The following is a 24,157-nucleotide window of genomic DNA, read 5'->3' on the forward strand; positions in this document are numbered from 1 at the left end:
TTACGATTCTACAATTCTTCCACAATTATGTTGTGATTTGTATATACACAAATATCGCCAGCAATTTCTAGACTCGCTTTCGCGATCTCTTTCGCCGTTAAATGTTCGCTCGCATGCCTCTTTAATGCGCGCCCTGCAGCTAATGCATAATGGCCCCCTGAACCAATCGCTAAAATACCATCATCTGGTTCTATTACTTCTCCTGTACCTGAAACAAGAAGTAAAGTCGTTTCATCCATAACGATCAGCATCGCTTCCAATTGACGCAACATTTTGTCACCACGCCATTGCTTTGCCATTTCAACAGCAGCTCGTTGTAGATTCCCGTTATACTCTTCTAATTTCCCTTCAAACATTTCAAAAAGAGTAAATGCATCTGCAACGGATCCCGCAAAGCCTGCTAACACTTTCCCTTGAAATAATTTTCGAACTTTGCGAGCTGTATGCTTCATTACAACGGCATTCCCAAATGTCACCTGTCCATCACCAGCCATGGCACACTTTCCATTATGATGAATTGCAAATATCGTTGTAGCATGGAAATTTCCCATAGAAAAAACTCCTTTTATATGTTTTTCTCGCTTTAAAAGCAATTTATGCTCGTGGGTGATGCTTCATGTAAACAGAACGTAACCTTTCTTTCGAAACATGCGTATAAATTTGTGTCGTTGATAAATTTTCATGACCTAATAGTTCTTGTACCGCGCGCAAATCCGAACCTTCATCAAGCATATGTGTCGCAAATGTATGCCGCAGCATATGTGGACTAATTCGCATCGTAAGAGAAGTCTTCTTTATTAGCTCATTTAAAATATAGCGCACACCTCGATCTGTTAACGGGGCCCCCTTCGCATTTAAAAACACCATTTGAGAGTATTCCTCTGTTTTTTTAGCTAATTGTTTTCTCCCGTTTTCTATATAAGTAATTAAAGCATCTTGTGCATAACTTCCGAACGGAATATATCTTTGTTTTTTCCCTTTTCCCATCACCAAAATTGTTCCCACTGAGAAATCAATATCTGTAAGCTTTAAAGTTACACATTCACTCACGCGAATTCCCGTTGCATACATAAGTTCTAATAACGCTTGATTTCTTTGCCCTAGCGGGGTCTTCGTATCAGAAACTTCAAACAATTTCTCCAGCTCTTCAGCGTATAAAAATTTTGGGATTGACCATTCTTTTTTTGGGAGTGACGCAAGTGCAAACGGATTATCTTCTCGGTATCCTTCACGCATCAAAAAACGATATAAACTTCGTAAGCTTGATACTTTCCTTGCGACAGATTTACGGGCTAATTTTTCATCATGCAATGTTGTTAAATATAACCGAACATCGACGTATGTAACATCTAAAAAAGAGGATATACCTTCTCGTTCCATAAATTGCACAAAATGTTCTAAATCGTTTTGATAACTTGCAATTGTATATTTTGAATAATTTCTTTCAATTTGTAAATATCCAACGAATAATTGTAACAATTTCTTCACATTCACATAAATCACCCCAATAAAGGCTACTAAATCGTATCACAACTCAGTAGCCTTTGCAAGAAATTTAACTAAATATTTACAAAATTTTGAATTGTTTCTAAAGCACGTGTTGCGTATGCTTCATTGCGCTCTTGTTTCTTTTTAATTTTCTTTTCTAGCGGTGCAAATAAACCGAAGTTGGCATTCATTGGTTGGAAATTTTTCGCGTTTGTCGAAGTAATGTAATTTGCCATACTTCCCATTGCCGTCACAGATGGTAATACAACAGGTTCTTCTCCTTTAAGAAGACGAGCTGCATTAATACCAGCTAATAAACCTGAAGCTGCAGACTCTACGTATCCCTCTACCCCAGTCATTTGACCAGCAAAGAATAAATCATCACGATGTTTATATTGATACGTTGGACGAAGTAACTTTGGCGAATTAATAAATGTATTGCGATGCATAACGCCATAACGTACAATTTCTGCGTTTTCAAGACCTGGAATTAACTGTAATACCTCTTTTTGCGGTCCCCATTTTAAATGCGTTTGAAAACCTACGATATTATATAGTGTTCCCGCTGCATCATCTTGACGTAATTGAACAACCGCATATGGTGTTTTACCTGTCTTTGGATCTTCTAATCCAACCGGTTTCATCGGTCCGAATAATAATGTTTGTCTTCCTCTTGCTGCCATTACTTCAACTGGCATACATCCTTCAAAGAAAATTTCTTTTTCAAACTCTTTTAATGGTACTGTCTCAGCGGCTATTAACGCATCATAGAAACGGTTGAATTCATCTTCTGTCATTGGACAGTTTAAATACGCCGCTTCTCCTTTATCATATCGAGATTTTAAATATACTTTATTCATATCAATGCTGTCTTTTTCTATAATTGGTGCAGCTGCATCATAGAAATAGAAATACTCTTCACCCGTCAACTCTTTTAATTGCGCTGCAAGAGCTGGAGAGGTAAGTGGACCTGTCGCAATAACTGTTGGCCCTTCTGGTATTTCTGTAATCTCTTCATTCATTACAGTTACGTTTGGGTGATTCTTCACATATTCTGTTACCTTTGCTGCAAACTCGTGACGGTCTACAGCTAATGCTCCCCCTGCTGGTACAGAACATTCATCCGCTGCGCGAATAATGACAGAATCCATTCGACGCATTTCCTCTTTAATAACTCCCACTGCGTTTGTTAATGTATTCGCACGAAGTGAATTACTACATACTAATTCAGCGAATTTGTCTGTATGGTGAGCTGGCGTTTGCTTTACAGGTCTCATTTCATATAAATGGACTTGGATACCACGTTTTGCAATTTGATAAGCTGCTTCACTTCCCGCAAGACCCGCTCCAATGACCTTTACCACTTGTGTTGTCATATCTATATCACCTTTCCTTTTCTTTCCCGAAAAAAATGTGAGCAGTTACGCTCACATTTGTTGTTCTTCTTCATAATCACACGAAATACATTGTACCTGAACGCCTTTTTTCAACTTTTTCTCTATAAGCATTCCTTCACATTTTGGACATTTACGACCAATTGGCTTATCCCAGGATACAAAGTCACATTCTGGATATGTACTACACCCATAGAAAAGTCGTTTCTTATTATTGCTTCGACGTTCAATAATTTGTCCTTTTTCACATTTCGGACAAGTTACACCGATTTCTTTTACAATCGGCTTTGTATTACGACAATCTGGAAAATTCGAACAAGCCATAAACTTCCCATATCTACCCATTTTAAAAACCATTGGGTGACCACATAATTCACAGTCTTCCCCAGCTGGTTCGTCTTTAATCTCTATTTCACGCATTTCCTTCTCCGCTTTCTCTAAACGCGGCGCAAATTCTGTATAGAAATCATCGACAATTGTTACCCAATTTGCTTTTCCTTCTTCTATTTCATCGAGATTTTGCTCCATATTGGCAGTGAATTCGATATTAATAATTTCTGGAAAAAACTCTAACATAAGTTCAGTTACAATTTCACCTAGTTCAGTAGGAACAAATCGCTTATTGTCTAGTGCAACATATCCGCGCTTTTGAATCGTTTCAAGCGTTGGCACATACGTTGATGGTCTTCCAATTCCAAGTTCCTCAAGTGTGCGAACGAGCCGCGCTTCTGTATAACGCGGTGGCGGCTGTGTAAAATGTTGCTTCGGTTCTACATCTTTTGAGAATACCGTTTCTCCCACTTCTAAAGGTGGCAACATCTTATCTTTTTCTTCCGCACCATCATCTTTTGATTCCACATACACTTTCATAAAACCTGGGAATTTCACTACAGATCCACTCGCCCGGAACTGAACATCATTATTAATGAGCTTTGCTGTAACAGTATCCATTATAGCAGATGCCATTTGACTTGCAACAAATCGCTCCCAAATTAATTTATACAAACGATACTGATCTCGGCTTAGAAAACTTTTCAATTCATCCGGTTTTCTCATTACAGAAGTTGGACGAATTGCTTCATGCGCATCTTGTGCATTCGCTTTTTTTGTTTCCTTTTTCTTCCCTGTTCCTATGTATTCTGAACCAAATGCATCAGCGATGTAAGAACGAGCTTCTTCTTGCGCAGTTTCAGAGATACGTGTTGAATCTGTTCTCATATACGTGATGAGACCTACGGTTCCTTGCTTTCCAATGTCTATTCCTTCATATAGTTGCTGTGCAAGCATCATTGTTTTCTTCGCACGCATATTTAACTTGCGTGCCGCTTCTTGCTGTAATGAAGATGTTGTAAACGGTAAAGCTGGATTACGTTTTCGTTCTTTCTTTGTTACATCTTCAACTGAAAACGCATTATCTTTTATTTTTTCAATTATATCTTTTACTTGCGCTTCATTCGTCAGTTGAACTTTTTCACCATTTACACCGTAAAAAGCTGCTTCAAATGTTTCTTTCCCTTTGACAAATTCTGTTTTAATTGTCCAGAACTCTTCAGGAACGAAGTTTTGAATTTCTCGTTCACGCTCAATGATTAAGCGAACCGCTACAGATTGTACGCGCCCTGCACTTAATCCTTTTTTCACTTTCTTCCATAATAAAGGACTAATATTATAGCCAACAAGACGATCTAGTATCCGTCTCGCCTGCTGTGCATCTACTAAATCCATATTGATCGCACGAGGATGTTTAAAGGACTCTTTTATTGCATCTTTCGTAATTTCATTAAACACAACTCGGCAGTCGGACTCAACGTCAACATTTAACGTGTTCGCTAAATGCCAAGCAATCGCTTCTCCCTCGCGATCTGGATCGGCTGCGAGATAAACTTTCTTTGCTTTTTTTGCCGCTGATTTTAACTCTTTTAAAACAGGACCCTTACCACGAATGGTAATATACTTTGGAGTAAAGTTATTTTTTACCTCTATCCCCATTTGACTTTTAGGTAAATCGCGTACATGTCCCATAGACGCGACAACTTTGTATTTTTTTCCTAAATATTTTTCAATGGTCTTCGCCTTAGAAGGCGACTCCACGATTACAAGGTAATCTGACATGCTAGTGCCTCCTTAAGAGGTGGATTCAAGTCTTCATTAATCTTATTGATTTCTCTTGTTTTTGTCAATCAAGAATGAGTATACCATACAGTGCCAATCTATCATTTGTCAATAATTGTTTAATAAAAACATAAAAATATACGGTTAATTTACAAATTCTTCGAGTATATCTTTTGCGTTTTGAACAAGTTTTGCCCCTTGCTGAATTAATTGATTTGTTCCACATGCACTCTCTACAAATATAGGGCCTGGCAGTGCAAATACCTCTCTATTTTGCTCTAAAGCAAAGTCGGCAGTAATAAGTGAGCCACTTCTTGCTTTCGCTTCTATAACTAAAATTCCTTTACAAAGCCCACTTATAATGCGATTTCTTTTAGGAAAATACCATTTTTTCGGCGGATAATGCGGCGGATATTCGGTTAATAGCAACATTTGTTTTTTCCATATTGCATACAAACGATCATTTTCTTTCGGATACATATACTGTAATCCATGTCCTAACACCGCAATAGTCGCTCCTTCTTGCTCCACTGCAATTCTATGAGCCATAGTATCAATTCCGCTTGCAAATCCGCTCACTATTAACCATCCTTTATTTATCAGTGGTTGTAAAATAGATTGTATGCTTTCTCTCGAATATAAAGACGGCTTTCTTGTCCCAACTACTGCGAACGTATTGATGTTCTTTAAATACCCTCTTTGTCCTTTCCCATACAAAACGAAAGGAGGATCTGGTATTTCTCTTAATAAACGAGGATAATCTTCATCCCATATCGTGACATAAAATGTTTGATTTTTTTCTAAATGCTGCATACATTGCGGAGGTGTTGATGTTTGAAGAAAATTTACAAGTTCAAATGATAGCTTTGGGGATAATCCTGTATACTGTTCAAATTGTTCCGAACTAAAATTATAAACATCTATTAACTGTGGATCCATATGAAGTAATTTTTTTAATACTTTCCAATGGTCTGCTAAAAAATAGTGTAAATGGAGTAATCGTTCTCGCTTCACAAACATTCTCCTTACCCATAATTTTTATTATGTAAACAAAAAATAGGTAAAAAGACACCCTCAATTAGAAGGTGCCTTTCAAAAAGATTAGTAGTTTTTACAAGTTTCAAATAATCCCTTTTCTTTCAAAACAGAGATTAATGTTTCACCCATTACAGCTGGCGTTTCAGCAACTTTAATACCGCATGCTTCCATTGTTTTAATTTTTTCAGCAGCTGTTCCTTTACCGCCAGAAATGATCGCACCAGCATGGCCCATACGCTTACCTGCTGGCGCTGTTTGACCGCCAATGAAACCAACAACAGGTTTTGTCATATTTGCTTTTACCCATTCAGCAGCTTCTTCTTCTGCTGTTCCGCCGATTTCACCAATCATAATAACCGCATGTGTTTCCTCATCTTCATTAAATGCTTTTAATGCATCGATAAAGTCAGTACCATTAACAGGGTCTCCCCCAATACCTACAGCAGTTGATTGACCAATTCCTGCTTGCGTTAATTGATGCACAGCCTCATATGTTAATGTACCAGAGCGAGACACGATACCTACATGACCTTTTTTATGAATATATCCTGGCATAATACCAATCTTACACTCATCTGGCGTAATAATACCAGGACAGTTCGGTCCAAGTAAACGCGTATGTTTACCTGCCATATATTTCTTAACTTTTACCATATCTAATACAGGAATTCCTTCTGTAATACATACAACTAAATCAAGTTCTGCATCAACAGCTTCCATAATTGCATCCGCCGCAAAAGCAGGTGGAACGTATATAACAGAAGCATTCGCACCAGTTGCTTTCACTGCATCTTCTACTGTATGAAATACAGGTACACCTTCGATTTCTGTTCCACCTTTACCAGGTGTAACACCGCCGACAATTTTTGTACCATATTCAATCATTTGTTTTGTATGAAATATACCTTGAGAACCAGTAATACCTTGAACAATAACTTTTGTATCTTTATTAACTAATACGCTCATTTTTCTCCCCCGCTTTCTATTAGCCCACTAGTGAAACAATTTTTTGCGCACCGTCTGCCATAGATTCTGCTGCAACAATATTTAAACCAGATTCATTTAAAATTTTCTTACCTAATTCTACATTTGTACCTTCCAGACGAACAACAAGTGGTAATTCTAATCCTACTTGTTTTGTTGCTTCAACAACGCCTTCTGCGATTACATCACATTTCATAATGCCACCAAAAATATTAACAAAAATACCTTTTACGTTTTTGTCAGAAAGGATAATTTTGAATGCTTCTGTAACTTTTTCAGCTGTAGCGCCACCACCAACATCTAAGAAGTTAGCTGGATCACCATGATAATGCTTAATAATATCCATTGTGGCCATCGCTAAACCAGCACCGTTAACCATACAACCGATATTTCCATCTAAAGGAATATAGTTTAAATCATATTTAGAAGCTTCAATTTCTTTTGGATCTTCTTCATCAAGATCACGGAGCTCTAAAATGTCTTTGTGACGATATAATGCATTCGAATCAAAATTTAATTTCGCATCTAGTGCCATAACTTTACCGTCGCCTGTTGTAACAAGTGGGTTGATTTCCGCAATAGAGCAGTCTTTTTCGATAAATACGCGATATAAGCCCATCATAAACTTCACAGCTTGTCCAACAAGCTCTTTTGGGATATTGATATGAAATGCGATTCGGCGCGCTTGGAAGCCTTGTAAACCTACTGCCGGATCGATATATTCTTTAAAGATTTTTTCTGGTGTTTTTTCTGCTACTTCTTCGATTTCTGTTCCACCTTCTTCAGAAGCCATTAAAACAACTTGAGAAGTTGCACGATCTAACACAAGACCTACATAATATTCTTTTTTAATGTCGCATCCTTCCTCGATAAGTAAGCGTTTTACTTCCTTACCTTCAGGACCTGTTTGATGTGTAACAAGCGTACTACCTAAAATATTTTCCGCATATGTACGAACTTCTTCTAAATTTTTTGCAACTTTTACACCGCCGGCTTTGCCGCGTCCACCAGCGTGAATTTGCGCTTTTACTACACATACGTCTGTGCCTAATTCTTTCGCAGCTTCTACAGCTTCTTCTACTGTAAATGCAACCTTCCCGTTCGGAACGCTAACCCCATAGCTTCTAAGGATCGCCTTACCTTGGTACTCATGGATATTCATGGTCCCATCCTCCCCTGTTTTCCTGTTTTACTCAAAAAATTTTTTAATGTTTAAAAAACATTACATTGCCATTGTATAAAATGATTGCCACCATGTCTACAATAAAGTGTCAGAAAACTGAAATCGCTTTATTCTTTTTGGAAAATAGTAATGTTCATATACGAAAATAAAAAAATAAGCTGTAGATTCACAGCTTATTTTTTATCATGTCTTTAATGGGAGCAAAGGTTTTGCGGTGCTCTTCTAGCACTCCGTATGTCTCGATTGCTTCTAAATGTTGTTTCGTACCATAACCCATATGTTTTTCAAAACCATACTCAGGATATGTTTTGCCCAGCTCTTTCATCATTCGGTCACGAGTAACCTTGGCGATAATGGAGGCTGCAGAAATAGAAATACTTTTCGCGTCTCCTTTCACAATCGATGTTTGAGGAATCGATGTCGGTAGTTTCATTGCATCGATTAATAAATGCTCTGGTGCATAAGATAAATTGGCAACCGCATCTAACATCGCTCGTTTCGTCGCTTGATAAATATTCAGTTCATCAATCACTTGAGGCGAGACAATCCCAACGCCAATTGCAATAGCTTTCTCTCTAATCTCATCATAAAACAGCTCACGCTTTGCTTCACTGAGCTTTTTCGAGTCATTTAGCCCTGGTATATAGAATTCCTCTGGAAGAATGACAGCAGCCGTTACAACAGGTCCAGCTAAGGGGCCTCTTCCAACTTCATCTATGCCAGCAATATAGGAAATCCCCTGCTTGCGTAATGCATTTTCATATTTAGACATTTCTAGAAATTGTTCTTTCTCTTCTTGCATTTTCTTCTTCTGTTTTCGCCATTTGGAGATTAAATTTTGAATTCCTTTTCGCTCATCTTTCAATAATATTTGAAAGCGCTCATCCTCTTCCGTTCCAATTTCTTGCAATAATTCACTTGCTTCTTTAATTGTCCATTTGCCCATGATCTGTCCCCCTTTTTGAAACACTCAAAAAAAGACGTACAACCGCACGTCTTCTTATGCTTCTTCTGCAAATTCCTCCGGTGATTCAAATGTCATTCTTCCCAGTTTACCACCGCGCAGTTCACGAAGAATAAGCTCTGAAGTCTTATCATAATCAATAAGTCCGCCACCCATTAAACAGCCTCTATTTTTTCCAATTGCATCAAATAGTTCAACAATGTCTTCTGGAATATCTTCTAATTTATAACGCTCTTTTAAACGTTCTGGATAATGTTTCTCCATAAAACGAAGAGCATAGACTGCGACGTCTTGTAAGTTTAAAATGGAATCTTTAATGGCACCAGTCGTTGCAAGACGAAGGCCAACTAATTCATCTTCAAATTTCGGCCATAAAATTCCTGGCGTATCTAACAACTCCATTTCTTTACCAACTTTAATCCATTGCTGCGCTGTTGTTACCCCTGGACGGTCGCCAGTTTTTGCAATATTTTTCTTCGCTAATTTATTAATGAGTGTCGATTTACCGACATTCGGGATACCAACAATCAATGCACGGATTGCTCTTGGTTTAATTCCTTTCGCAATCATTTTATCAAACTTTTCCTTGACAAGTTCTTTACATGCAGCTGTAATCTCTTTCATACCTTGTCCAGCTTGAGCGTTGATTGAAATTGCCTTATGACCTTTTTCTTCAAAATATGTAATCCATTGTTTAGTGAGACGATCATCCGCCATATCTGCTTTATTTAAAACAACTAACCTTGGTTTATGTGTAATGATTTCATCAATCATTGGGTTTCGAGAAGATAAAGGTAAACGTGCATCTACTAATTCAATTACAACATCGATTAACTTTAACTTTTCTGTTACTTGGCGTCTAGCTTTTGCCATATGCCCTGGAAACCATTGAATTGCCATGTTGCCACCTTCTTTTTTGTTTATTTCACAATACGTGCATCTTTTAACGGCCAGTATAATACATTTGCTTTTCCAATTACTTGATCCATTTTAATTGTACCGATGCTACGACTATCTTTACTGAAACGACGATTATCACCTAATACAAATAGTTGACCTTCTGGAACAGTTTTCTTACCTGTAATTTCTTCAAGTTTGAAATCATATGTAAGCGGCGCATCAGCAAGTTGTTTTTTCTGTTTCTCTAAGTACGGTTCCTCATAAGGTTTTCCGTTTACATATAGTGTATCATTGCGATATTCGATTTCATCACCCGGTAAGCCAATAACACGTTTAATATAATCCTTATCCTCCGTTGCTCGGAATACAATAATATCAAAACGCTTCGGTTCACCGATGTGATATCCAATTTTATTCACAATCATTCGATCCCGATCATGAAGTGTTGGTGACATCGAAACACCGTCTACGAGAATTGGCGCAAAGAAAAACTGCTTAATAACGCCCGCTAATACAACAGCAATCAAAATTGCTTTGATCCATTCCCAAAGCGAACTTTTTTCCTTTTTCATCTATAACCCCTCCACAATTCTATAAGCTGCTCGCATTATATCAAAATCTATATAGATTGGAAAAAGGGAGCTTGTGCATTTACAAGCTCCCATACATGTCTTATCGAATTTCTTTAATACGTGCTGCTTTACCGCGAAGGTTACGTAAGTAGTATAACTTAGCACGACGTACTTTACCACGACGAAGTACTTCGATTTTCGCGATTCTTGGTGTGTGAATTGGGAATGTACGTTCAACACCTACACCGTAAGAAACTTTACGAACTGTGAACGTTTCACTAATTCCGCCACCACGACGTTTAATTACAACACCTTCAAAAATCTGAATTCTCTCACGAGTACCTTCAACTACTTTTACGTGTACACGTAAAGTGTCACCAGGACGGAATGAAGGTAAATCAGTTTTTAATTGGCTTTTTGTAATTTCTGCAATTAATTGTTGCATATTCAATTCTCTCCTTTAAACAGATGCTCTTATAAAGTCATTCATAAATTACAGCGGAACATCGTTAATATAGCTACTGCCTTCAGTAGCACAAATGTTATGATAGCATATTGCTAGGCCTGTTGCAATAGAAAATATATGAAGTTTTTATTGTTCTTCTTTTATTTGCTCAAGCCATATTTCTTCTTGTTTTGTTAGCTCGCGCCCTTCCAGTAAATCCGGTCTACGCGTATACGTACGACGCAACGATTCCTTATGGCGCCATTCATCAATTTTTTTATGGTTTCCTGACATAAGTACATCCGGCACCTTCATCCCGCGAAAGTCAGCCGGACGCGTATAATGTGGATGTTCTAGTAATCCCGTACTAAAAGAATCTTCTACTTGTGAGTTTTGATTTCCTAATACTCCTGGTAAAAGACGTACAACGCTATCTGTTATGACCATTGACGCTAATTCTCCGCCAGTTAATACGTAGTCACCAATGGAAATTTCATCCGTTACTAGATGCTCACGAATGCGCTCATCGTACCCTTCATAATGACCACATACGAAGATCACATGCTCTTCCTTAGCTAATTCTTCAGCTTTTTTTTGTGTGAACCTTTCCCCTTGTGGGCACATTAATACAATTCTTGGCTTTTGTGTCGTTTCTTTTGTTAAATCTTCTACTGCATCAAATATAGGCTGGGGCGTTAATACCATACCAGCGCCCCCACCGTACGGATAATCATCTACACTATTATGCTTATTTGTTGTATAATCACGAAAATTTACGACCCGAAGTTCAACCGCTTCTTTTTCTTGCGCTTTCTTTAAAATGGAAGACCCAAATACACCGGTGAACATCTCTGGAAATAGTGTTAAAATGTCAATTTTCATCATAGCAATCCTTCCATTACATGAATGGTCACTTGTTTTTGTTCCACATTAACCTGCAATACAATATCATCAATGTATGGAATTAACAAATCTTGTCCTTTTGGACGCTTAATTACCCAAACATCATTCGCACCAGGAGATAAAATTTCCGTAATCGTCCCTAACTCTTCACCATTTTCCGTTACAACTTTGCAACCGATCACTTCATGGTAGTAATATTCACCTTCTGCTAGCTCACCCAATTGCTCTTCTGGTACTTTTAACAGGGAACCTTTAAATTTCTCAACCTCATTTACATTGCTATACCCTTCAAATGTTAATAGGTCAAACGTTTTATGTTGACGATGAGATGTAACCTTTACCGGAAGAGGTTCAGTCCCTTTCTCTCCCCATATGTACAATGTATTCCCAACTTTATATCGCTCTTCTGGGAAATCGGTGCGAGAGATGACGCGAACCTCTCCTCTCACACCATGGGTATTTACAATTTTTCCTACATTAAACCATTTTGTCATAAACAGTATGTCACCTCTGGCTTCTATATAAATTCAGCATCTCCATTTTATATACGGAGCATACAAATTCTCTTTACATGTTAAAAAAGGGAGAGGAAATCACTCCTCGCCCTTTTTATGCTTATTTAATTTCCAGTGTTACTTTTTCATGATTATGATGTCCCACTGAATACAAGAGAGTTCGAATTGCTTTGGCAACTCGCCCTTGCTTGCCAATGACTTTTCCAACATCCTCAGGATGTACTGTTAATCGATACTTTATCTCTCCGCTGTGGAATTCCTGCATAACCTTTACATCTTCAGGATGATCTACAAGAGGCTTGACAATCGTTTCGATTAACCTTTCCATAGTCATGACCTCAATTACTTACCTTGTTTAGATAAGTGGAATTTCTCCATGATACCTTGGCTAGAGAAAAGATTGCGAACTGTATCAGATGGCTTCGCACCATTTCCTAACCATTTTAATGCTGCTTCTTCATCGATTTTTACTTCAGCTGGTTGAGCAACTGGATTGTAAGTACCGATTTCCTCGATGAAACGTCCGTCACGAGGAGAACGAGAATCTGCAACAACTACACGATAGAAAGGAGACTTCTTAGCTCCCATACGTTTTAAACGAATTTTAACTGCCATTTATAAAGCACCTCCGAATTTATTTCACACAGATAATTATATTAGCAAAAAGACTATTGCTTTGTAAAGTATTTTTTCTTAACAGAGCTATCTTTTTTCTCTTACATAAATGGAAACTTCAATCCACCTAGTCCTTTTTTCTTCCCTTTTTGCATGCCTGTCAGCGTCTTCATCATTTTTTTCATGTCTTCAAACTGTTTGAGGAGACGATTAATTTCTTGTACAGTTGTACCACTGCCTTTGGCGATACGTTTTTTTCGACTAGCATTGATTATTTCCGGTTGTTCTCGCTCTAGTTTTGTCATAGAACGAATAATTGCTTCAATATGCCCAATTTGCTTGTCATCAACTTTTGCATTTTTGAGCCCTTTTATTTTATTCGCACCAGGAAGCATTCCTAATAACTCATCAAGCGGTCCAAGTTGACGCACTTGTCCAAGTTGTTCCAGGAAATCATCCAGTGTAAACGAGAGCGTACGCATTTTTTGCTCAAGCTCTTTTGCCTTTTCTTCATCAACTGTAGCTTGCGCCTTTTCAATTAATGTCAAAACGTCACCCATCCCTAAAATACGAGAGGCCATACGTTCTGGATGAAACGGTTCAATGGCATCTAGCTTTTCGCCCATACCTGCAAATTTAATTGGTGTATTCGTTACCGCTTTAATAGATAGCGCTGCACCACCGCGCGTATCACCATCTAGTTTCGTCAACACAACACCAGTTAAACCTAACTGTTCATGGAAGCTTTTCGCAACATTTACCGCATCTTGTCCTGTCATTGCATCTACAACAAGGAAAATTTCATCAGGATTCGCAACTTCTTTAACTTTTGCTAATTCATCCATGAGTTCTTCATCAATATGCAGACGACCTGCCGTATCAATTAAAACATAATCATGATGTTCTTCTTTCGCCTTAGCAATCGCTTGTTTTGCGATTTCTACTGGACTCACTTGATCCCCTAGCGAGAATACAGGCATGTCCAATTGTTTTCCTAATGTTTCAAGCTGTTTAATCGCTGCTGGACGATAAATATCTGCCGCAACAAGCATTGGTTTACGATTATGCTTTTTTCGAAGCAAATTCGCAAGTTTCCCTGTTGTTGTTGTTTTCCCTGCACCTTGTAAACCGACCATCATAATGACAGTAGGTGGCTTATTTGCGACAGCAATTTTACTTTGCTCTCCACCCATAAGCCCTGTCAGTTCTTCCTGTACTACCTTAATGACTTGTTGGCCAGGTGTTAAACTTTTCATTACATCTTGTCCGACAGCACGCTCAGACACACGCTTTACAAAATCTTTTACAACCTTAAAGTTAACATCTGCTTCTAAAAGAGCTAGACGAACTTCTCTCATCATTTCTTTCACATCGGCTTCGGAAACTTTTCCTTTGCCGCGGATTTTTTGCATCGTCTGTTGAAGTCGGTCGGCTAATCCTTCAAATGCCATATTGCCGCCCTCCTAATCTAGTTTTTCGATATCTTCAACAACTTGTTTCATCTTGTCATTCACATGCTCTTCTTCATTGATAAGCTGTTTTAGCTCTGCAACAAGTTGCTGCCTTGCTTGAAATTTATGAAGTAGCATTAATTTCTCTTCATATTCTTCAAGCATCGCCTCAGTCCGTTTAATATTATCATACACGGCTTGGCGACTTACATCAAATTCTTCCGCAATTTCACCAAGAGATAAATCGTCTAAATAATAAAGCGACATATAACTTCTTTGTTTTTGCGTTAACAACGATTGATAAAAATCAAACAAGTAATTCATTCTCGTTGTTTTTTCGAGCATGTTGGATCATCCTTTGTTAAGTGATTTCCCTTTACATGAATTAGTTTACATGCACTCTAAAATAGTGTCAAGTTTTTTTCTTAACATCTCTATATTTTTATAAAAAAGAAGCGGAAATACCGCTTCTTTTCGCCTACGCTTCGTCTTTTTCTACTAAATTTGCAAATAATCCGTATACATATTGTTCTGGTTGAAATTGCTGTAAATCATCCATTTGTTCTCCAAGTCCAACAAATTTAACCGGAACGTCCATTTCATTGCGAATTGCTAATACAATACCACCTTTAGCCGTTCCATCCAATTTTGTTAAAACGATACCTGTGACATTTGTTGCCTCGCGGAATGTTTTCGCTTGGCTTAAACCATTTTGTCCAGTTGTTGCATCAATTACTAATAATACTTCATGAGGAGCTCCTGGTATTTCACGTTCAATAACACGTTTTACCTTTTCTAACTCTTTCATTAAGTTGACTTTATTTTGCAAACGTCCTGCTGTATCGCATAATAATACATCTACTTTACGCGCTTTCGCTGCTTGTACAGCATCATACATAACAGCCGCTGGATCTGAACCTGATCCTTGTTTAATGACTTCCACACCAACGCGATTGCCCCATACTTCTAACTGCTCAATCGCTCCAGCACGGAATGTATCCCCCGCCGCTAATAAAACAGACTTTCCTTCTGACTTAAACTTATGGGCCATCTTTCCAATTGTTGTTGTTTTCCCTACTCCATTCACACCTACAAATAAAATAACTGTTAATTGATCTTGCTGCATATTGATTTCATTACTAAATCCTTCTTCACCTTTATAAATATCGATCAATTTTTCAGAAATAACAGCTTGTACTTCTTTCGGATCTTGAATGTTACGACGTTTCACTTCATCTTTCAGCTGATCAATCAATTCCATTACTGTTGTAACTCCAACATCAGCGCTGATTAAAATCTCTTCTAACTCTTCAAAGAAGTCCTCATCCACTTTACGATAGCGGTACACTAAATCATTTACTTTGTCAGCAAATGAATTCCTTGTTTTTTCTAATCCCTGTTTAAACTTCTCTGTCACAGTATCTGTTTGTTTTGAAATCTTCTCTTTTAACTTTTTAAAAAAACTCATTCTTCCCATCCTTTCTATTTACTTGCTGCAAGTTTTTCTCCATCATCTAAACGAACAGAAACAAGCTTCGATACACCTGATTCTTGCATCGTTACACCATATAAAACATCTGACTCTTCCATTGTACCTTTTCGGTGCGTAATGACAATAAACTGCGTTTCATCGCTAAATTTTTTCAAATACTGTGCGAAACGAGCCACATTTGCTTCATCAAGAGCCGCTTCCACCTCATCTAATACGCAGAAAGGAACTGGACGTACCTTTAAAATACCAAAAAGCAAGGCAATAGCAGTTAGCGCACGTTCTCCGCCCGATAACAGCCCTAAATTTTGCAATTTCTTACCTGGAGGCTGCGCAACAATGTCAATCCCTGTATTTAATAAATCTTGTGGATTGGTCATCACTAAATCTGCTCTTCCTCCACCAAACAATTCACGGAATACAGCTTGAAATTCCGTGCGAATAGATTGGAATGTAGTAGAAAAACGTTTTTTCATCTCTTCATCCATCTCTGTAATCACTTGGTGTAATGTCTCTTTCGCTTCTTCTAGGTCATCTCGCTGTTCTAATAAGAATGTATGACGCTCTGCTACACGCTCATATTCATCAATGGCACCTAAGTTTACAGTTCCAAGCTCTTCTATTGATAACTTAATTAATTTGACTTTTTTACGAGCTTCTTCCGCAGGCATTGTCATTGTATATTTTAATTTTGCTGCCTCAAATGAAATCGTATATGTTTCACGCAAATGCTGCAATCTATTCTCTAATTCTACATCGAGTCGGTTAATCTTAACTTCTTGCTCTCTTATCATTTCCAAAATATATTTATGTTTGCCCTGCGCATCTTTCACATCGCGTTCCAATCGCTCTACTCGCGTTTGAAATTCCACTCTTTGTTCACGTCGCGAACGTATTAATTCTGTTGTCTGGTTTCGATCGTATGTTTTCTTTTCAATCATACTTGCAATTTGTTCTTCACCGCTCGAATTTGATGTCATTTCTTGCTTTAAGAACGATAAATCTTCTTTCGTTTTAACAAGGGTACGCTCCGCTTCATCTTTCTCTTTTGTTAAGCGTTCCACTTTTTCCTTTTGGTTAGATAGGCGCTGTTGTTTTTCAGCAGCTTGTACTTTTAACTCAGTGATTTCTCCCTGCACCTTTTCTTTCGAAGAGTGCTGTTCACTTTTCTGTTTTGTTAAAGTTATAATTTCTGTATCTAGTGTGTGAATCTCTTTCTGAAGGTTCGCTAAAATCTCTTCTAGCTCCTCCTTGCGTCCTTGCATTTTCACTTGATCTTGCATAAAGCCTTCAATCTCTAAATCATAGATTGATAAGCGGTCATTAATTCGATGCTCTTCTAACGCAAGTTGATTCGCTTCTTCTTTTAATTTCTGTTCGATGACACGTTCAGCTTCTATGGTTTGACGCAATTCTTTCACTTTTTCTTCTTTCTCTTGAATTTCTTGCTTCAATGCTTTCACAAAGTTTTCTAATTTAATTGTTTTTTCTTCCATGTCAGCAAGTTTCTCATTCCACTCTTCTAATTCACGCTGACGTCCTAATAAAGAGGATTTCGCTTGCTTCACGGCGCCACCAGTCATTGAACCGCCCGGGTTCACAACATCGCCTTCAATCGTTACAATACGGTAGCGGTATTGCAATTGTTTCGCCAATTCGTTTGCTCCCCGTAAGTCTTTTGCAACAACAACTGTACCTAATAAATTTGAAACGATATTTTCGTATTTATGATCGTACTGCACAAGCTCTGCTGCAACACCAACAAAAGCAGGATGTTGATTGATTATACGCAACTGATCAACTGATAAAGCTCTTCTCTTAATGACTGCTTGAGGTAAAAATGTCGCACGCCCGTGTCTATTTTGTTTTAAAAAGGTAATTGCCTTACGAGCATGCTCTTCTGTTTGAACAACAATATGCTGCATTGCGGCACCAAGTGCAATCTCCAGTGCCACTTCATACTCCTTCGGTACTGTAAGAAGCTCTGCTACCGCACCTTCAATCCCTTGAAGTGTATTGTCACGAGCTTTTAATACTTCACGCACACCTTGATAGAAACCAGAATAACCCTCTTGCATTTCTTCTAGCATTTCTTTTCTTGAACGTGCTTGCTGAACAAATTGATAGGCTTGATATAACTTTGATTCATTTTCACTATATTGCAATTTACATTTCCCTAGTGCAGCTTCTGTCTTATGTATATCCTGAACAATTTGAGCGACTTTCGCTTTTACTTGCTCATAATTTTCTACAATTTTCGCCTTTTTTGCTGTAATTTGCATACGCATTTGAACATATTTTTCATTTTCTTCATCAAGGCGCTGATTTTTAGAGATTTGTTGCTTAAATTGCTCTTCGATCATAGCAAGCTCATTACGATAACTTGCTTGCTTATTTAAAAGTTCAATGTAATCACCTTTTAAATTCTCAATCTGTTCCTCTAAATTCTCCTCATATGTTGAAAGAAGTTTTTCGTTTTCTTGTAACTTCTGTTCCAATTCTTTCACTTGTTTGGCAAAATTCATTAATTCTTCAGTACTTGCTTCAATTTCACCTTCATAACCATGCACTTTTTCATTTAATTCAATGATTAACTGTTCTAATTGCACGCAATGTGTTGTTGCATTTTGTTTTCTTTCCTTCAGCAATTCCCGTTGTCCCTCTAGCTTTTCTAATTCTTTACTAGAAAGGAGAAGAACTTCTTGCAAGGAATTGATAGATTCATCAATAGCTTGTAATTGTCCGCGTAACTCTTTAAGTTCCGTCTCATTTTTTTGCAAGTGACTTGCTACCTTCACTTCTTCAGCTTTATTATGTCCAAATTGTTGACGAAGTGCTTCCCATTTTTTATATAATTCTTCAATTTCATACACAATAAGAGCTACTTCAACTTTTTCTAACTCTTCCTTTTTCTCTAAATAATCTTTTGCAACGGAAGCTTGTCTTTCAAGTGGCTCTATTTGATTGCTTAATTCATGAATGATATCTTGAACTCGATTTAAATTATCTTGCGTTTCCGCTAATTTTCCTTCTGCTTTCTTTTTACGTAACTTATACTTTAGTACACCTGCTGCTTCTTCAAAAACACCGCGACGTTCTTCTGATTTACTACTTAAAATTTCTTCTACTTTCCCTTGGCTAATGATTGAAAATGCCTCTCGGCCCATACCAGAGTCCATAAACAAATCAATAATATCTTTCAACCTACAAGGCTGTTTATTAATGAAAAAATCGCTGTCGCCTGAACGGGAAACACGGCGTGTTACACATACTTCATTATACTCAATCGGTAAGCGCTGATCTTCATTATTTAAAGTTAATGTTACTTCTGCTACATTCACTGCTCTTCTCGTATCACTACCAGCAAAAATAATATCCTCCATTTTTGCACCGCGCAATGATTTGGCAGATTGCTCACCAAGTACCCAGCGAATTGCATCCGTAATATTACTTTTTCCGCTTCCATTCGGACCAACAACCGATGTTACACCCGGAACGAAATCTACAGCAACACGTTCCGCGAAGGATTTAAATCCAGCTATTTCTAATCTTTTTAAAAACACGAAAGGCCTTCCTCCTGTTCTCTGTTGTTACACAATATTTAATCAAATAAACTTATTTTATGCACAAACTTTCCTATTCACTTAACATAAAAAAGAAAGTTTCACTCTATGCATAAGGAATCCCCCTTTACATGAGGGGGATTCCTTATGATTGTTCTTTTAATTTTCTCAACGCTTCTGCAGCAGCTTGTTGTTCTGCTTCTTTTTTCGATTTGCCACTTCCAAGACCAAGGGCTACACTATTTAATGTAACGCGAGACACGAACTCTCGATTATGAGCAGGTCCTTTTTCTTGTAAGATTTGGTACTCTATATTGCCGCTACCATCACGTTGAATCAATTCCTGCAATTGACTCTTATAATCCATCACATGAGAAAAAGCACCTTCGTTAATTTTCGGATATACAATTTCTTTTAAAAATCCCCAAACTGTATCTAATCCTTGATCAAGATAAAGGGCACCAATAAACGCTTCAAAGACATCCGCTAATAAAGCTGGTCGTTCACGTCCGCCTGTCATTTCTTCTCCTTTTCCTAATAAGACGAGGCTACCGAATGATAGTTCATTGGCAAAACGCACAAGAGATGGCTCACAAACAATAGCTGCACGCAGCTTTGTTAACTCCCCTTCACTCATTGTCGGATATTTTTGAAACAGATACTGTGATACAGTTAACTCTAATACAGCATCGCCAAGAAACTCAAGGCGTTCATTATCTTCATGTGGCTTTTTTCGATGCTCATTCACATACGATGAATGCGTAAATGCTTGAATTAATAATTTTTCATTTGTAAATGTAATACCTAATTTTTGTTGAAACGCTCTAAAAGCTTCACGATATTTTGCTTCATATTTTTTTTCTCTATATTTACGGTACGGCATAGGTCCCTCCAGATATAAGCCGAGAAAGCCCCGCCAAAAAACGGGACTTCACTCAAACATTATAGATGACTCTCTATGTAAGTCACAGCATCGCCAACAGTAGCAATCTTTTCAGCATCTTCATCAGAAATTTCCATTTCAAACTCATCTTCTAATTGCATTACAAGTTCTACTACATCTAGGGAGTCTGCGCCTAAATCTTCTTTAAAGCTCGCAGCTGGTACTACCTCAGTTTCTTCTACACCTAAACGATCAACGATGATTTTTGTTACACGCTCTAAAACATCTGCCATTCCATTCACCTCCCCTCAAGTATTATATTAAATATTATCAAAAAAAACTAGGTAAAATCGATTCTTTCCTTATTTCTTTTCTTACATTACCATACCGCCATCAACATGTAGGGTTTGTCCTGTAATGTATTTGCTTTGATCAGTGGCGAAAAATGTTACAGCATTCGCAATATCTTGCGCTTCACCAAACTGAGCAGCAGGAATTAATCTTAACATTTCTTCTTTTACCTTTTCATCTAATACATCTGTCATATCAGTCGTAATAAATCCAGGAGCAATTGCATTTACTGTAATATTTCGGCTTGCTAACTCCTTAGCTGATGTCTTCGTCAGACCGATTACTCCAGCCTTTGCAGCTACATAGTTTGCTTGTCCTGGGTTTCCAGTCACGCCTACAACAGATGCAATATTAATAATGCGTCCATAACGTTGGCGCATCATGTAGCGAGATACAGCTTTTGTACATAGGAATACACCTTTTAGGTTTGTATTAATAACTGTATCCCATTCTTCTTCTTTCATACGCATTAACAAATTATCTCTTGTTACTCCAGCATTATTCACAAGAATATCGATTTGTCCAAACGTATCTACTGCCTGTTTTACCATATTTGTAACATCATCTGCAATCGCAACATCTGCTTTTACCGCAATTGCAAATGATCCTATTTTCTTGATTTCATCTACAACTTCATTCGCTTTTTGCTCATTTCCGGCATAGTTTACAATTACCTTCGCCCCTTGTTTTGCTAAATCGATTGCAATTGCACGACCGATTCCACGCGATGCACCTGTAACAAGTGCTACTTTCTCTTTTAACATCCGTTTTCTCCTCTCAAACTTGAAATGGTATCTTTTAATGTTTCTTCATCATAGACTGTATATACTTTCACAGATGAATCAATTGCTTTCATAAGACCAGCAAGTACTTTTCCAGGTCCAATCTCAATAAATGTATCTACACCTTGCTCAATCATGTATTCCATGGATGGGTACCATAACACAGGTGAATAAAGTTGTTCAATCAGCTTTTCTTGAATCTCTTCCCTGTTTGTCATACAGTCTGCTGTAACATTTGCAATAACGGGGATCTTTGTATCTTGAATTGCAATTTCATTTAACACACTTTTAAATTTTTCAGCTGCCGGCTTCATAAGAGAAGAATGAAACGGCCCGCTTACTCGAAGGGGGATCGCTCGCTTCGCTCCTTTTTCTTTTGCCTTTTGAGAAGCAAGCTCTACCCCTTGTTTTGTCCCAGAAATTACAATTTGCTTTACACTGTTCATATTGGCAATTTGCACCGCATGCCCCTCGTTTGTCACTTCTTCTGTAACTTGTTTCAGCATATTCGGATCAGCACCTAATATGGCTGCCATCGCGCCTTCTCCACCCGGAACAGCTTCTTCCATATATTCGCCACGTTTTCTCACAGCATAAACAGCATCTTCAAATGTTAATGCTTCAACTGCAACAAGCGCACTATATTCACCTAAACTATGTCCTGCTACATAATCAGGGGTAATATCGTATTCATTTAAGGCTGTTAAAATTGCAAAACTCGTTGTGAGTAATGCCGGCTGTGCATTTGTCGTTAATGTTAGTTTCTCCTGAGGCCCTTCAAAAATCACTTGTGAAAGAGGCTCATTTAAAACTTGATCCGCTTTTTGAAATACTTCTGCTACTTTTTTGTTATTTTCAGCTAACTGTTTTCCCATTCCTACTGCCTGTGAACCTTGGCCTGGAAAAAGAAATGCTAGTTTTCCCATTTCAAATCCTCCTCTTATCGGAGTGGCTCTTTCTCCATTACACTTGAAATTGTAGGAATAACTTCTTTCGCTACCATCTCTCTCGTTTGACGAATCGCACTAAATATAGATTGGTCATTAGAAGAACCGTGAGCCTTGATGACAGGCGCTTTTAATCCAAATAGCGCTGCTCCACCATACTCCGAATAATCCATTTTATCTTTTAACGTCATCAATTTCGGTTTCAATACTGCTGCTGCTAATTTACTTGTAAATGAACTCATCAATTGCTCTTTTAACATAGAGAATAATGCAAGTGCGGTTCCCTCTAATGACTTTAGTGCCACATTTCCTGTGAAACCGTCACATACAACAACATCCGCTACACCTTGCAATAAATCTCTTGATTCAACGTTCCCAACAAAGTGAATTGGAGCATCTTTTAACATCGAAAATACTTGTTTCGAAAGATCATTCCCTTTCCCATCTTCTGTACCAACATTTAATAGTCCAACACGTGGATTTTTAATTCCTCTTACTTTTTCTGCATATACAGAACCCATTAATGCATATTGATATAAATGAATCGGCTTTGCATCAACATTTGCTCCAACATCTAACATAACAAAGCCTTCTCCACCAACAGTTGGCATAGTAGGTGACAAAGCAGGTCGTTCAATCCCTTCCATTCGGCCGACAACAAACAAGCCAGCTGCCATTAAAGCTCCTGTACTACCAGCTGATATACAAGCATCTGCTTTTCCTTCTTTTACTTGCTGCGCTGCTAGCACCATTGAAGCTTGCTTTTTGCGACGAACTGCTCTTACCGGTTCATCTGTCGCTTCAATTTTTTCATCTGTATGAAGGATAGTAATTCGCTCTTCGTTCGTTAAATATTGACGAATTTCCTCTTCTTTTCCGACTAATGTAATATGTAAATCTGAATATTCTTTAATAGCTTTCATTGCTCCTAATACTACAGCCTTTGGAGCATGATCGCCGCCCATTGCATCTATTGCGATTTTCATAAACTGTTACCTTCCTCACTATAATTACTAGATCGATACATTTCAAAAGTGCCTGTAAAAACTAATTCTTCTCCAACAAAGCTCCGCACTTTGACAATCGTCCGTCCTTTATCATTCTCAACATCCTCAACGCGCGCTTTCGCAACAACACGCTCTCCTAATTTTACAGGACGAATATATCGAATGGTAGACTTTGCAGTTAAAGCGAGATCTTCATCAATAACCGCAACAGCTAGTGAGTTTGCTTGAGCAAACAAATGGTGCCCGCGGGCAATTTGATTTCTTTGAAAAACATGTTCTAGTTTCACTTCAAAAATAGAAATTGCATGTCTATCTAATTCTATATCAATAATTTCTCCAACAATTTCCTCAAGCGGTAATGATTTCACATTCTCTTCATGATTTTTTGTAGCTACATGCTTAATTCTTTCTCTTAACTCTGGAATGGATAACTCCATACGATCAAGACGAACAGTCTGTATACTAACTTGAAATCGTTCCGCTAAATCTTCGTCCGTTATAAACGGATTGGTTTCTATTGTTTGTTGTAATAACGCTTGTCTTTCTTTTTTACTTCTTCTTTTTTTCATAC

The 24,157-nt window shown here is 37.9% G+C and carries 25 protein-coding genes; all 25 read right to left on the reverse strand.

Going from position 1 to position 24,157, the window contains the following annotated elements; genetic code table 11:
- Positions 1 to 8 precede the first annotated feature (8 nt).
- A complete protein-coding gene (gene hslV, locus MR059_RS07245; RefSeq protein WP_012094922.1) occupies positions 9 to 551 on the reverse strand; it encodes an ATP-dependent protease proteolytic subunit HslV in 543 nt (180 codons plus the stop codon).
- A 43-nt stretch (positions 552 to 594) separates the two neighbouring features.
- The gene (gene xerC / locus MR059_RS07250; RefSeq protein WP_087095235.1) at positions 595 to 1,494 is read right to left on the reverse strand and encodes a tyrosine recombinase XerC; all 900 of its coding nucleotides are present in this window, start codon (positions 1,492 to 1,494) and stop codon (positions 595 to 597) included.
- Positions 1,495 to 1,559: 65 nt separating this feature from the next.
- Positions 1,560 to 2,864 carry an FADH(2)-oxidizing methylenetetrahydrofolate--tRNA-(uracil(54)-C(5))-methyltransferase TrmFO gene (gene trmFO / locus MR059_RS07255; RefSeq protein WP_012094924.1) on the reverse strand — a complete coding sequence of 435 codons (1,305 nt, stop codon included), beginning with the start codon at positions 2,862 to 2,864 and terminating at the stop codon, positions 1,560 to 1,562.
- A 51-nt stretch (positions 2,865 to 2,915) separates the two neighbouring features.
- A complete protein-coding gene (gene topA, locus MR059_RS07260; protein ID WP_012094926.1) occupies positions 2,916 to 4,994 on the reverse strand; it encodes a type I DNA topoisomerase in 2,079 nt (692 codons plus the stop codon).
- Positions 4,995 to 5,138: 144 nt separating this feature from the next.
- Complete coding sequence (gene dprA, locus MR059_RS07265) at positions 5,139 to 6,008, reverse strand: DNA-processing protein DprA (RefSeq protein ID WP_041809908.1); 870 nt, start codon at positions 6,006 to 6,008, stop codon at positions 5,139 to 5,141.
- Between the two features lie 87 nt (positions 6,009 to 6,095).
- Positions 6,096 to 6,998: a succinate--CoA ligase subunit alpha gene (gene sucD / locus MR059_RS07270; RefSeq protein WP_012094928.1), complete on the reverse strand. Its 903-nt coding sequence runs from the start codon at positions 6,996 to 6,998 to the stop codon at positions 6,096 to 6,098.
- 19 nt (positions 6,999 to 7,017) lie between these two features.
- Positions 7,018 to 8,178 carry an ADP-forming succinate--CoA ligase subunit beta gene (gene sucC / locus MR059_RS07275; RefSeq protein WP_012094929.1) on the reverse strand — a complete coding sequence of 387 codons (1,161 nt, stop codon included), beginning with the start codon at positions 8,176 to 8,178 and terminating at the stop codon, positions 7,018 to 7,020.
- Positions 8,179 to 8,365: 187 nt separating this feature from the next.
- Positions 8,366 to 9,145, reverse strand: a complete 780-nt coding sequence (locus MR059_RS07280; RefSeq protein WP_048721998.1) for a ribonuclease HII — start codon at positions 9,143 to 9,145, stop codon at positions 8,366 to 8,368.
- Between the two features lie 54 nt (positions 9,146 to 9,199).
- Entirely contained in the window at positions 9,200 to 10,063 is an 864-nt protein-coding gene (gene ylqF, locus MR059_RS07285; protein ID WP_012094932.1) for a ribosome biogenesis GTPase YlqF, read from the reverse strand.
- Between the two features lie 20 nt (positions 10,064 to 10,083).
- Positions 10,084 to 10,635, reverse strand: a complete 552-nt coding sequence (gene lepB, locus MR059_RS07290; protein ID WP_012094933.1) for a signal peptidase I — start codon at positions 10,633 to 10,635, stop codon at positions 10,084 to 10,086.
- Between the two features lie 100 nt (positions 10,636 to 10,735).
- Complete coding sequence (gene rplS / locus MR059_RS07295; protein ID WP_012094935.1) at positions 10,736 to 11,080, reverse strand: 50S ribosomal protein L19; 345 nt, start codon at positions 11,078 to 11,080, stop codon at positions 10,736 to 10,738.
- 147 nt (positions 11,081 to 11,227) lie between these two features.
- A complete protein-coding gene (gene trmD, locus MR059_RS07300) occupies positions 11,228 to 11,962 on the reverse strand; it encodes a tRNA (guanosine(37)-N1)-methyltransferase TrmD (RefSeq protein ID WP_041810489.1) in 735 nt (244 codons plus the stop codon).
- Positions 11,962 to 12,477, reverse strand: coding sequence for a ribosome maturation factor RimM (gene rimM / locus MR059_RS07305; protein ID WP_012094937.1), 516 nt, complete (start codon positions 12,475 to 12,477; stop codon positions 11,962 to 11,964). Before rimM ends, trmD begins: the two co-directional genes overlap by 1 nt.
- A gap of 121 nt (positions 12,478 to 12,598) precedes the next feature.
- Positions 12,599 to 12,826 (reverse strand): KH domain-containing protein, encoded by a 228-nt coding sequence (locus tag MR059_RS07310; protein WP_012094938.1) that lies wholly within the window; start codon positions 12,824 to 12,826, stop codon positions 12,599 to 12,601.
- 14 nt (positions 12,827 to 12,840) lie between these two features.
- On the reverse strand, positions 12,841 to 13,113 hold the full coding sequence (rpsP, locus tag MR059_RS07315; RefSeq protein ID WP_012094939.1) for a 30S ribosomal protein S16: 273 nt from the start codon (positions 13,111 to 13,113) through the stop codon (positions 12,841 to 12,843).
- A gap of 101 nt (positions 13,114 to 13,214) precedes the next feature.
- The gene (ffh, locus tag MR059_RS07320) at positions 13,215 to 14,564 is read right to left on the reverse strand and encodes a signal recognition particle protein (RefSeq protein WP_012094940.1); all 1,350 of its coding nucleotides are present in this window, start codon (positions 14,562 to 14,564) and stop codon (positions 13,215 to 13,217) included.
- Between the two features lie 12 nt (positions 14,565 to 14,576).
- Positions 14,577 to 14,909 (reverse strand): putative DNA-binding protein, encoded by a 333-nt coding sequence (locus MR059_RS07325; protein WP_012094941.1) that lies wholly within the window; start codon positions 14,907 to 14,909, stop codon positions 14,577 to 14,579.
- Positions 14,910 to 15,042: 133 nt separating this feature from the next.
- The gene (gene ftsY / locus MR059_RS07330) at positions 15,043 to 16,032 is read right to left on the reverse strand and encodes a signal recognition particle-docking protein FtsY (RefSeq protein ID WP_012094942.1); all 990 of its coding nucleotides are present in this window, start codon (positions 16,030 to 16,032) and stop codon (positions 15,043 to 15,045) included.
- A 14-nt stretch (positions 16,033 to 16,046) separates the two neighbouring features.
- Positions 16,047 to 19,616, reverse strand: coding sequence for a chromosome segregation protein SMC (smc, locus tag MR059_RS07335; protein WP_242161691.1), 3,570 nt, complete (start codon positions 19,614 to 19,616; stop codon positions 16,047 to 16,049).
- A gap of 145 nt (positions 19,617 to 19,761) precedes the next feature.
- Positions 19,762 to 20,499, reverse strand: a complete 738-nt coding sequence (gene rncS / locus MR059_RS07340) for a ribonuclease III (RefSeq protein WP_012094944.1) — start codon at positions 20,497 to 20,499, stop codon at positions 19,762 to 19,764.
- Positions 20,500 to 20,558: 59 nt separating this feature from the next.
- Positions 20,559 to 20,792, reverse strand: coding sequence for an acyl carrier protein (gene acpP / locus MR059_RS07345; RefSeq protein ID WP_000786062.1), 234 nt, complete (start codon positions 20,790 to 20,792; stop codon positions 20,559 to 20,561).
- 81 nt (positions 20,793 to 20,873) lie between these two features.
- Positions 20,874 to 21,614 (reverse strand): 3-oxoacyl-[acyl-carrier-protein] reductase, encoded by a 741-nt coding sequence (gene fabG, locus MR059_RS07350; RefSeq protein ID WP_048721978.1) that lies wholly within the window; start codon positions 21,612 to 21,614, stop codon positions 20,874 to 20,876.
- Positions 21,608 to 22,558: an ACP S-malonyltransferase gene (gene fabD, locus MR059_RS07355; protein WP_048721972.1), complete on the reverse strand. Its 951-nt coding sequence runs from the start codon at positions 22,556 to 22,558 to the stop codon at positions 21,608 to 21,610. Before fabD ends, fabG begins: the two co-directional genes overlap by 7 nt.
- 14 nt (positions 22,559 to 22,572) lie before the next feature.
- Complete coding sequence (plsX, locus tag MR059_RS07360) at positions 22,573 to 23,565, reverse strand: phosphate acyltransferase PlsX (protein WP_012094947.1); 993 nt, start codon at positions 23,563 to 23,565, stop codon at positions 22,573 to 22,575.
- Positions 23,562 to 24,155, reverse strand: coding sequence for a transcription factor FapR (gene fapR / locus MR059_RS07365; protein WP_012094948.1), 594 nt, complete (start codon positions 24,153 to 24,155; stop codon positions 23,562 to 23,564). The genes plsX and fapR overlap by 4 nt, the downstream gene beginning before the upstream one ends.
- Between the last annotated feature and the right edge of the window lie 2 nt (positions 24,156 to 24,157).

The sequence above is a fragment of the Bacillus cereus group sp. BfR-BA-01522 genome, assembly GCF_022662635.1.
In the GTDB taxonomy this organism is placed as follows: Bacteria; Bacillota; Bacilli; order Bacillales; family Bacillaceae_G; genus Bacillus_A; species Bacillus_A cytotoxicus.

What these genes read in the sequence shown, in the direction of transcription:
- hslV (WP_012094922.1), bottom strand. Translation starts at nt 551, where the DNA reads ATGGGAAATTTCCATGCTACAACGATATTTGCAATTCATCATAATGGA.
- trmFO (WP_012094924.1), bottom strand. Translation starts at nt 2,864, where the DNA reads ATGACAACACAAGTGGTAAAGGTCATTGGAGCGGGTCTTGCGGGAAGT.
- topA (WP_012094926.1), bottom strand. Translation starts at nt 4,994, where the DNA reads ATGTCAGATTACCTTGTAATCGTGGAGTCGCCTTCTAAGGCGAAGACC.
- sucD (WP_012094928.1), bottom strand. Translation starts at nt 6,998, where the DNA reads ATGAGCGTATTAGTTAATAAAGATACAAAAGTTATTGTTCAAGGTATT.
- sucC (WP_012094929.1), bottom strand. Translation starts at nt 8,178, where the DNA reads ATGAATATCCATGAGTACCAAGGTAAGGCGATCCTTAGAAGCTATGGG.
- MR059_RS07280 (WP_048721998.1), bottom strand. Translation starts at nt 9,145, where the DNA reads ATGGGCAAATGGACAATTAAAGAAGCAAGTGAATTATTGCAAGAAATT.
- ylqF (WP_012094932.1), bottom strand. Translation starts at nt 10,063, where the DNA reads ATGGCAATTCAATGGTTTCCAGGGCATATGGCAAAAGCTAGACGCCAA.
- lepB (WP_012094933.1), bottom strand. Translation starts at nt 10,635, where the DNA reads ATGAAAAAGGAAAAAAGTTCGCTTTGGGAATGGATCAAAGCAATTTTG.
- rplS (WP_012094935.1), bottom strand. Translation starts at nt 11,080, where the DNA reads ATGCAACAATTAATTGCAGAAATTACAAAAAGCCAATTAAAAACTGAT.
- trmD (WP_041810489.1), bottom strand. Translation starts at nt 11,962, where the DNA reads ATGAAAATTGACATTTTAACACTATTTCCAGAGATGTTCACCGGTGTA.
- rimM (WP_012094937.1), bottom strand. Translation starts at nt 12,477, where the DNA reads ATGACAAAATGGTTTAATGTAGGAAAAATTGTAAATACCCATGGTGTG.
- MR059_RS07310 (WP_012094938.1), bottom strand. Translation starts at nt 12,826, where the DNA reads ATGGAAAGGTTAATCGAAACGATTGTCAAGCCTCTTGTAGATCATCCT.
- rpsP (WP_012094939.1), bottom strand. Translation starts at nt 13,113, where the DNA reads ATGGCAGTTAAAATTCGTTTAAAACGTATGGGAGCTAAGAAGTCTCCT.
- ffh (WP_012094940.1), bottom strand. Translation starts at nt 14,564, where the DNA reads ATGGCATTTGAAGGATTAGCCGACCGACTTCAACAGACGATGCAAAAA.
- MR059_RS07325 (WP_012094941.1), bottom strand. Translation starts at nt 14,909, where the DNA reads ATGCTCGAAAAAACAACGAGAATGAATTACTTGTTTGATTTTTATCAA.
- ftsY (WP_012094942.1), bottom strand. Translation starts at nt 16,032, where the DNA reads ATGAGTTTTTTTAAAAAGTTAAAAGAGAAGATTTCAAAACAAACAGAT.
- rncS (WP_012094944.1), bottom strand. Translation starts at nt 20,499, where the DNA reads ATGCCGTACCGTAAATATAGAGAAAAAAAATATGAAGCAAAATATCGT.
- acpP (WP_000786062.1), bottom strand. Translation starts at nt 20,792, where the DNA reads ATGGCAGATGTTTTAGAGCGTGTAACAAAAATCATCGTTGATCGTTTA.
- fabG (WP_048721978.1), bottom strand. Translation starts at nt 21,614, where the DNA reads ATGTTAAAAGAGAAAGTAGCACTTGTTACAGGTGCATCGCGTGGAATC.
- fabD (WP_048721972.1), bottom strand. Translation starts at nt 22,558, where the DNA reads ATGGGAAAACTAGCATTTCTTTTTCCAGGCCAAGGTTCACAGGCAGTA.
- plsX (WP_012094947.1), bottom strand. Translation starts at nt 23,565, where the DNA reads ATGAAAATCGCAATAGATGCAATGGGCGGCGATCATGCTCCAAAGGCT.
- fapR (WP_012094948.1), bottom strand. Translation starts at nt 24,155, where the DNA reads ATGAAAAAAAGAAGAAGTAAAAAAGAAAGACAAGCGTTATTACAACAA.